General features: G+C 60.2%; 6 protein-coding genes. 4 read left to right on the plus strand and 2 right to left on the minus strand.

What is annotated here, in order from left to right:
* Positions 1-333 precede the first annotated feature (333 nt).
* The 3 genes from DYZ14_RS23545 (at position 334) to DYZ14_RS24235 (ending at position 4,640) form a co-directional block, all read left to right on the plus strand.
* Positions 334-1,527 carry a winged helix-turn-helix domain-containing protein gene (locus DYZ14_RS23545; RefSeq protein ID WP_154722863.1) on the plus strand — a complete coding sequence of 398 codons (1,194 nt, stop codon included), beginning with the start codon at positions 334-336 and terminating at the stop codon, positions 1,525-1,527.
* A 298-nt stretch (positions 1,528-1,825) separates the two neighbouring features.
* Positions 1,826-2,607 (plus strand): IS5 family transposase gene (locus DYZ14_RS23550; protein WP_226623038.1). Its coding sequence is split into 2 segments (ribosomal slippage): positions 1,826-2,156 and positions 2,156-2,607, totalling 783 coding nucleotides; the frame shifts between segments, so codons are not numbered across the junction.
* Positions 2,577-4,640, plus strand: a complete 2,064-nt coding sequence (locus DYZ14_RS24235) for a hypothetical protein (RefSeq protein WP_195950103.1) — start codon at positions 2,577-2,579, stop codon at positions 4,638-4,640. The genes DYZ14_RS23550 and DYZ14_RS24235 overlap by 31 nt, the downstream gene beginning before the upstream one ends.
* 204 nt (positions 4,641-4,844) lie before the next feature.
* Here DYZ14_RS24235 and DYZ14_RS23560 read toward each other — a convergent pair whose 3' ends face one another.
* Complete coding sequence (locus tag DYZ14_RS23560) at positions 4,845-6,260, minus strand: aminotransferase-like domain-containing protein (RefSeq protein ID WP_154722864.1); 1,416 nt, start codon at positions 6,258-6,260, stop codon at positions 4,845-4,847.
* Between the two features lie 111 nt (positions 6,261-6,371).
* Here DYZ14_RS23560 and DYZ14_RS23565 point away from each other — a divergent pair, with 111 nt between their 5' ends.
* On the plus strand, positions 6,372-7,235 hold the full coding sequence (locus DYZ14_RS23565) for a DMT family transporter (RefSeq protein ID WP_154722865.1): 864 nt from the start codon (positions 6,372-6,374) through the stop codon (positions 7,233-7,235).
* Between the two features lie 250 nt (positions 7,236-7,485).
* Here the strand turns inward: DYZ14_RS23565 and DYZ14_RS23570 are convergent, their stop codons facing one another.
* On the minus strand, positions 7,486-8,751 hold the full coding sequence (locus DYZ14_RS23570) for a hypothetical protein (RefSeq protein WP_154722866.1): 1,266 nt from the start codon (positions 8,749-8,751) through the stop codon (positions 7,486-7,488).
* Between the last annotated feature and the right edge of the window lie 158 nt (positions 8,752-8,909).

Genomic DNA, 8,909 nt, shown 5'->3' on the forward strand with positions numbered 1-8,909 from the left:
GAGACAGGGGTTGGGGAGGGGTCTTGGCTCCGCAGCAAAACCCCTCCCGCCTGCCGGCCACCCTCCCCACAAGGGGGAGGGTTAAGAATGCCGCGCCGCCGCAGGTTCCATATCCGATCGCCCTGCCGCAAGTGGGCAGAAGGAACTTGCTGCAGCGTTTCGTCTCCCTCGCCCCGCTTGCGGGGGTCCGAAGGACGGGTCGAGACACGCGGCTCGACCCCGGTCGGGTTAGGGTGAGGGGCAATTGTCCCGACCCTGCGGCGAAACAGGAGCACCAAACCCCGCACCCCACCCCATTGAACATATCATGAACATCCTCTACCCTCCCTCTCCATGGCGATTCCTCTCTCCAACACCCAGGCGCGAAAAATCTTCCTCGAGCGGCAGGGGCTGTCCCGCCCGCCGCAGCGGGCGCTCGGCAAGGCCGGGCTCTACGACCTGATCCACGACCTCGGCTTCGTCCAGGTCGACAGCATCGCGACCGTCGAGCGCGCCCATCACCAGATCCTCTTCTCGCGCAACCAGACCTACCGGCCGGAACACCTGACGGCCCTTCTGGAAAAGGACCGCACGCTCTTCGAGCACTTGACGCACGACGCCTCGATCATCCCGTCGGCCTTCTTTCCCTACTGGAAGCACCGTTTCGTGCGGCGCGAGGCCCGCATCCTGGAAAACTGGGCGAAATGGCAGGGCGAGGGGTTCGACCAGGCCTTTGACGAGACCTATGAGAAGATCCGCGAACGCGGCCCGATCCTGGCCCGCGAGGTCAAGGCCGAGGACCACAAGTCGGGCGGCTGGTGGAACTGGCATCCGTCGAAGACCGCGCTCGAATTCCTCTGGCACACCGGCAAGCTGGCGATCGCCGGGCGCGACAATTTCCAGAAGGTCTACGACCTTTCCGAGCGCGTCATCCCGCCCGAACATTTCTTAGCCGAGGTCGACCCCGACGCCTTCGTCGACTGGGCCTGCCGGCAGGCGCTGACAAGGCTGGGCTTCGCCACCCATGGCGAAATCGCCGCCTTCTTCGATCTGGTCACCCCGCAGGAGGCGAAAGCCTGGGTGGAGAACCACCGCGACGAGCTGGAGGAGGTCTTGATCGAGACGGTCGACGGCAAGCCGCGCGCCTCTTTCGCTTTCGCCGAAAGCCTGCCCACGCTCCTCACTCCGCCCGAGCCGCCCGCCCGCATCCGCACTTTAAGCCCCTTCGACCCGCTGATCCGCGACCGCAACCGCACCGAACGGCTGTTCGGCTTCTTCTACCGCATCGAGATTTTCGTGCCCGAACCGAAGCGCGAATACGGCTACTACGTCTTCCCGCTGCTCGAATCCGACCGCCTGATCGGCCGCATCGACATGAAGGCGGACCGCAAGGCAGGCGTGCTCGACGTGAAACGGCTCTGGCTGGAAAAGGGCGTCAAACCCTCCGCCGGACGGCTGGAGCGGCTGGAGGCGGAGCTGGTCCGGCTGGCGAGGTTCGCGGGCGTGGAGCGGGTGGAGTTGAGGGACGGGTGGCTGGGGGGAGGGTGATGGCGGGAGGAGAGCTGTAATCGTCCGCTATACGCCCTCCTTTTGGCCGTTGAGACCGCATTGACGCTTACGTGAATGCTGCCGTCCCGTTTCAGCCGTTGGAGCGACCGTGAATAGATACTTCCGGTCTGTTTGCTTACGGGATAGCATATTAGAATGCCAAGTACCGAAGACGACAGACCCTCGTCGCGAGCGATGGGCGAGATTATGAGCGACTTGCGAACGCTAGGTCCTGTTGACAAAGTGGATTCCCAAATCAGCGGAAGCATGATTCAAGACTGCCTTTTGGGAGGCGGTTTTGGCTCGCGGCGACCTGACGGATATGGAATGGCAGATCATCGAGGGGTTGTTGCCCAGCGAACGTGGCAGGAAGTCCCGGCCCTCGCACGATAATCGACGATACCTGAACGGCATGTTTCATGTTCTTCGGGTCGGATGCCCCTGGCGCGACATGCATGAGCGCTACGGAAAGTGGAATTCCGTCTATGTGCGCTTCCGCCGTTGGGCCGAACAGGGCGTTTGGGACGCTCTGCTTGAGACCCTCGTTGAACTGGGGCTGACGGATGACTGGCAGCACATGATCGATAGCACCACGGTTCGCGGCCACTCTCAGGCTGCGGGCGCTAAAGGGGGACTTATCAGGAGGCTTTTGGTCGATCACGCGGCGGCTTTACGACGAAAATCCACGCCCGAGCAGACGGTCAGGGCCGCCCTCTTGGCTTCGTCCTGACGGGCGGGGAGGCTTCGGACTACAACGCAGTTCCGGACCTGCTGGCGATACCGGTCAGTAAGCCGAGGCTGTTCCTTGCCGATAAAGGCTATGACGGCGACTTCCTGCGCGAGGAACTCCTGATCCACGGGATCAGACCAGTCATTCCGCCGAAAGCAAACCGAAAGAACCCGCCTGCCTGCGACTTCCGGGCTTACAAGGACAGGAACCGCATCGAGCGGATGTTCAACCGCCTCAAACAGTTCCGACGTGTCGCCACCCGATACGACAAGACACGAAAATCCTTCTCGGCATTCCTCGCCCTGGCCGCAGCCAGGATATGGCTGCCATACTTTGTCAACAGGACCTAGCGCAGGCCGATGGGTCGTTGCACTCAATTGCCGCGATAATCTATCGCGATTGGGTGCTGACCGTTGATACGGTCGAGGCGAGGGTTACGGACGCCCCCGCCCAACGCTGGTCAACGGAAAAGCTCAACACCAACGAGCTAATGCTCCTTGTCGGCCTCGCCGTTCAATCGGGCTCGGAAAGGGTCTGGAACATCCTGCCGTCCGACGATCAGTTCGCCGGCAAGGTGGATAAGCTGTTGCGAGAATTGCACGACCGGATCAATGAGGACTCGCCTTGGATAGACCGGGAGACTGGAGCCTTGGCTGAGCCTTCGGAGGTGATAGGAAGCGTCGCGCGCGAGGCTATCTACTATGGTGCCGACGGGTTCTATCTGCACCAGTTTCAAAATCTTGCGCGGCATCGTTTTCGCAGTGATCAGGAATGGATGCTGCAGAATGTAGGCATTTCAATCCGACCAATCCTAGAGATCGCGACCTTTATCGGTGATCGCATTACACAACAAATGGACTATTCCGGCCGGCGCAAATCGCTTGGATTGCTGGAGGCGGGCGAGCCCTTTGGTAGCCTTCTCATCAACAAGGAGACGCTAAAGAAGCGCTTCGGCCCTAAGATCGATGCCTTCCTGGCAAAGTTCTCGACGCCAGCAGCTAACGCGAACCTGGATTTTATCGATCCCTTCTCTGTGAATTTGGTCGGCATCGCGCCCTTGATAGACATAGGCGATTTCATCTTCGTGCCGAGCCAGCACAGGCTATTTCAGTCGGTCTATGAAAGCCCGTTCTACTGGATGATTGTCGACAAGGCGTACCGGCAGACCGCCTCAAGAAACCGGGGGCGCTTTCTTGAGGCTAGCGGTGCACACCTACTGAAGCGAGTCTTCGGGGCTGAGCACGTGCACCAAAATGTTACACTGTATCAGGGTAAGAACATTGCTGGCGAAATAGACGTTCTCGTTGCTTACGGAGAGTTCGTTATTGTGGGCCAGGCCAAGTCTAAACGCGTATCGCTCAAGGCGCGAGCGGGTGACAAAGACGCGCTTGAGACGGATTTCAAAGGAGCGGTGCAGGATCCCTATGGGCAGGCGTTGAGTTGCGCGGAGTTCATTGCTCGCGGCGCTCGGTGTGTGACGGACGACGGCCGGACGATTGAGTTTCCAACGCTGCCGCGGCTATTCCCCATGGTGATCCTGAGCGATCATTTCCCCGCCGCCGTGCAGCTTTCGGGGATCTTGCTGAAGCGTTTCGATGAAGTGCCGCCCGTTATCTGGGATCTTGGCTTTCTGGATTGCGTTACTCGAATTCTTGCCTCACCCATCGAGTTGATTTTCTACCTACAGGCGCGCTCGCAGCATTTCGACAAAGTTGTGTCGGACAGCGAATTCAACTTTCTCGGATATCATATCCGCTCGAAGCTCGCGATGCCCGATGATGTGGACTGGATGATGCTTGATCGGGACTTCGCCACGGTCATTGATGACTTCATGATCGCAGCCGACCTCAAGATCCAGGCGCAGCGCCCGTTGGGAGTCCTTGAGCAACTGGACATTCCCGTGATCTCAGAGCTGTTTGCTGTGCTCAAGAACGGTGACCCCAACCTTGCCGGTGTCGTCGTCGACCTCTATGACTTTTCCGGTGCGGCGCTCGCCGATCTGTCTGCAACCATCCTCGATTTGCGAGAGGAAGTGCGCGAAACGGGCAAGGCGCTGAAAGCTTTCTCGATACAAACGGCAACAGGTGGGCTAACCTATGTCGTAACGCGCGAGAGAAGTGCGGACGCCGTTCGGTCAGCGGAGCTACTGGGAGCGAAGCACAAGTACGATACCAAGAGCAATCGTTGGTACGTTATTGTCGACTCGATAGATACAGACCTGCCAGTCGATGGACTTTTGCCCCTTATCTGGCCGTGGACAGAAGATGAGGACGAGGCGACTCGATCGGAAATGGTGGCCGCGATGTTCAATTCAAAGCAGGAGGCGGTGATCATTGGTGAGGCGGCAGCGCGGCGAGCAGGTACGAGAAGAGCTTCTAGCTGACCGGATCTGTTCCACTGAAGGGTTGGGTGGAGAAGACTGGCAGCTTTCGAAGACTGGATAGTACTTAAGTCAACGGAATGGATCGGAGCTGACTACCTCGACCTGTCATTTGGTGACCGATATCGCAGTCTCGGTCTAGAAAGCCGATAGTCCGCTCTCGCCACGTGAAGGAGAATCGCCCACGGTAGTGATTGACCTACCCCATCACCCCCGCATCACCCTCTCCACCGCCGCAAACACCCGCGGATCGCCGGACTGCGCCACATTGAACCGCAAAAACCGCGTCGCCGTCTGCGAGACGCTGAAGACATTGCCGGGGGCGAGCACGATCTTGTCGGCGAGCGCGCGTCGCGCCACGTCCGCGGCGTCGAGGCCGTCCGGGAGCTGGCACCAGAGGAACATGCCGCCGCGCGGTTCGAGCCAGGGTTTGAGCCCGAGCGCCCGAAGCCGCTTGTTGGTCTCGCCCGTGGCGCGCGACAGGCGGTCCCGCAAGGTGGCGATGTGCTTGCGATAGGTCCCGTCCTTCAGGATGTTCAGCACCAGTTCGGCGGAGACCGGATTGCCGCCGAAACTCGTGGCGATCTTGAGGTCGATCAGCCCTTCGATCCAGTCGGGACGGGCGGCGATGAAGCCGCAGCGCGCCGCCGCCGACAGCGTCTTGGAAAAGCTGCCGATATGGATCACCCGGTCGAGCCCGTCGAAGGCCGAAAGCCGCGGCGCCGGCTCGGGCTCGAAATCGGCAAAGATGTCGTCCTCGATGATGGTGAGGTCCGATTGCTCGGCGAGCTTGAGCAGCCGGTGGGCGGTCGCCGGTGAAAGCGTGGCACCTGTCGGATTGTGCAGCGCCGAATTGGTGATGTAGAGGCGCGGCCGGTGTTCGGTGAGTGCCGCGGCAAACAGCGCGATGTCCGGGCCGGTCGACGTATAGGGCACGCCGACGACCTTGACGCGGTGGGCGCGCAGCAGCGCCAGGAAGTTGAAATAGCACGGGTCGTCGACGAGCACCGTGTCGCCCGGCTCGATCAGGAAGCGGCAGAGCAGGTCGATCGCCTGCGTGCCCGATTCCGTCAACATGATCTGGTCCGGCGAAGCCTGGATGCCGCGCTCGGCCATGCGCCGCGACAGAAGCTGGCGGAGCGGCGGCAGGCCGAGCGGCGTACCGTAATCGGCAAGGACCGTGTCGGCGGCCCGGGTCAGCTGGCGCAGCGACCGGCGCAGCTCGTCTTGCGGCATCCATGCGGCCGGCAGCCAGCCGCAGCCTGGCGTCAGCGTGTCCGCGCCGGCTTCGAGCGATTGCCGCGACACCCAGAAGGGGTCGACGGCGCGATCGAGCCTGGGGCCGATCTCGGCCAGCACCAGCGGCGGCAGATGGCCCGCGACATAGAAGCCGGAGCCCGGCCGCGACTGGATCAGCCCCTCGGCCGCCAGCCGGTCATAGGCCTCGACCACGGTCGAGGTGGAGACCGCCATGACCTTGGCAAAGCCGCGGATCGACGGCAGCCTGGCCCCCGGCGCCAGCGTGCGCCCGCCGATCCTCTGGCGGATGGCGCCCATGACGCGGCCGACGCGCGTGCCGTCTTCGCCGTCGCCTTCGTCGTCGCGTGTGATCTTGTCCAGCATGTGTACTGCTCTCGTGACCATTACAGTTCGGCAAAACTGTAATGCACTGTCTCTGAGAAATCCATCCGCGATCGCCTATCCTCGGAGCCAATCGACGAGGATGGATTTCTGATGGACAAGACGACGAGCGGCTGGATCAACGGTTTTCTCGGTGTGCTGATCTTCAGCGGCTCGCTCCCCGCCACCCGGGTGGCGGTGGCAGATTTCGACCCGGTGTTCCTCACCGTGGCGCGGGCCGCCATCGCCGGCGCGCTGGCGCTCGGTCTGTTGCTGCTGTTCCGGCAGAAATGGCCGAAGCCGGGCGAGATGATTTCGCTGGTGGTCGTCGCGCTTGGCGTCGTCGTCGGCTTTCCGCTGCTGACCGCGCTGGCCCTCAAGCACGTCACCTCGGCGCATTCGATCGTCTTCGTCGGGCTCCTGCCGCTCGCCACCGCCAGCTTCGCGGTGCTGCGCGGTGGAGAGCGGCCAAGGCCGGCCTTCTGGCTGTTTTCCGGGCTCGGCAGCCTGCTGGTCGCGGGCTTTGCCCTGCTGCAGGGCGTGACGGCCTCGCCGGTCGGCGACCTGCTGATGCTCGGCGCCATCATCGTCTGCGGGCTGGGTTATGCCGAAGGCGCAAAACTGTCGCGCACGCTCGGTGGTTGGCAGGTGATTTCCTGGGCGCTCGTGCTCTCGCTGCCGGTCATGGTGGTGCTGGCGCTCGCCACCATGCCGCCGTCCTTTGCCGGAACCGGCCAGTCGGCCTGGCTCGGCCTTGCCTATGTCTCGGTGTTCAGCATGCTGATTGGCTTCGTCTTCTGGTATCGCGGCCTTGCCCAGGGCGGTATCGCCGCCGTCGGCCAGCTGCAGCTGCTGCAGCCCTTCTTCGGCCTGGTGCTGGCGGCCGGCCTGCTCGGCGAGGCGGTGAGCGCATCCATGGTCGCAGTCACCGCCGCCGTGGTGGCCTGCGTCGCCGGGGCAAAGCGCTTCGCCCGATAGGGTCTTGGCGCGGTGGGCCATCTACAGATTAGACGGGTCTCAGGGCTGCCGTGGACAGTGAAGCGGTACTGGCAGGAAAGGGTGTAAAGCTGCCTGCCGAACGCCTCGACGCGGAACTGGCGCGGCTTATGAAGCTTGCAGGGCGGGGAAGGAGGCTGATGGGACGGCTGGATGGGTGAGAGGGCGTTTCCGAAGAGGTACTCAAAGCGTCGCGTTAGATGGACACACGAATATGTGTCCACCCCATGAGTTATATCTTAGCTTTTAGCTCATTCGCAGACAGGTAGCTGAGAGCCAGCCGCAAGCTGACCACCATTGAGAGGCTGTATCGCCGACGTCTGTTGGTGCCTTCTTCGAGAAGCTGCTCTAATGCCCGAATCAGCCCCTCGTTAGACGCTTCGAAGGCGCGCCCACGTATTCCGGAGACAAACCGTATGTCTGGTCGTGTCGGCTTCAATTCGGCAAGATTAGATGTTGTTCGGCTAATGCCAAAGAACTCCGGTTTGCCTCCGCGAACGAGATATCGGGCGTATCCCGTCAATACAGTGTTCTTCCTGCCGGTATTGAAACTGGCAGATAGTTCTTCTTTCGCTTCACGCTCCATGCCAAATCTGACAAGCCCCTGAAGGGTCGGATCTTGGATCGTGGTTTCATTTACGTCTTTCAAATCCAATGATCCAGAAGCGCCAACGGCCGTTTCATTTCCAGAGACAGCCTGCGGCCCCTGATCCTGGATCACTACGTAATTGTCCGCAGTCAGAACAATCGTTGATACCCCGATATGATTCGAAAGCGCACTCTCCGAAAGCCCCAATAACTCACCGTCTTGAACTACCAGATCCGAAACAGCGTAAGTAAGTGTCGGGCGGCCTATCCGCGTTTTCGGCACAGATTCGAACTGTTCAGCGGCCATCTCGTTGGTCGCTGCGCCGCTGAAGTAGTCTGTTTTTTGGATTGTAAAGGTCTGTCTACTCGTCAAAGCCTCTACTGTAACGTCAGTGCGCAGCCCAAGCTTCGGATCGTTGCGATTGGGCTTCTTGATATTGATGCATCTAATTCTGAAAGCTTGTAGTGATGCCGGTATTTGGTAAGTGTCCGGATCTAGAACGACTGGATTCCGAGAACTGTCGAGAATCCCATTCACCTCCTGACTGGAAATATAGGGGCGAGCAACTACGGCGCTCAATCCGCGGATCTCATCTGTGGCACCAAGTGCCCCATATTGTAACCTGAATCCCTTGGGTAGACGGCTTGTTTTGATTAGTTCGAAGAAATCTTCATTCTCTACGACACGAGTCTGTAGATTGGCGTTCCATGCGGTCCTAAGATTGTCAAGTAACAGCAATCCACCAACAAGCGTAGTAATTGCGCCTACTATGTCAGACCACCCAGATCCCCCAAAAATGACCACCACGACGCCCGTCACGAAGATTAAAATATCGATAATCAGGCGGGCTCTCAGAGCAATTCTATATCGTGCGTGACTAATGTAATCCCAAAGCCGCTGAAGAAGCATCGCGTCACCTTCCGCATAAAGGCTTATCCCGTTCGTACAGGTGCATACCCGATGTTGTGTTGACTAGAAGCCGACTCACGGCCTCTTAAAACGATGATTACAGAAGTCGCTTGGGAAAGCGTGGCGTCGGCGCGATTACACACTTCAAACGGCAACAA

It is taken from the genome of Ciceribacter sp. T2.26MG-112.2 (assembly GCF_900492205.1).
GTDB classification, from domain to species: domain Bacteria; phylum Pseudomonadota; class Alphaproteobacteria; order Rhizobiales; family Rhizobiaceae; genus Allorhizobium; species Allorhizobium naphthalenivorans_A.

Excerpts from the sequence above, each read along its gene's own strand:
- DYZ14_RS23560 (WP_154722864.1), bottom strand. The coding sequence starts at position 6,260 with ATGCTGGACAAGATCACACGCGACGACGAAGGCGACGGCGAAGACGGC.
- DYZ14_RS23570 (WP_154722866.1), bottom strand. The coding sequence starts at position 8,751 with ATGCTTCTTCAGCGGCTTTGGGATTACATTAGTCACGCACGATATAGA.
- DYZ14_RS23565 (WP_154722865.1), top strand. The coding sequence starts at position 6,372 with ATGGACAAGACGACGAGCGGCTGGATCAACGGTTTTCTCGGTGTGCTG.
- DYZ14_RS23545 (WP_154722863.1), top strand. The coding sequence starts at position 334 with ATGGCGATTCCTCTCTCCAACACCCAGGCGCGAAAAATCTTCCTCGAG.
- DYZ14_RS24235 (WP_195950103.1), top strand. The coding sequence starts at position 2,577 with ATGGCTGCCATACTTTGTCAACAGGACCTAGCGCAGGCCGATGGGTCG.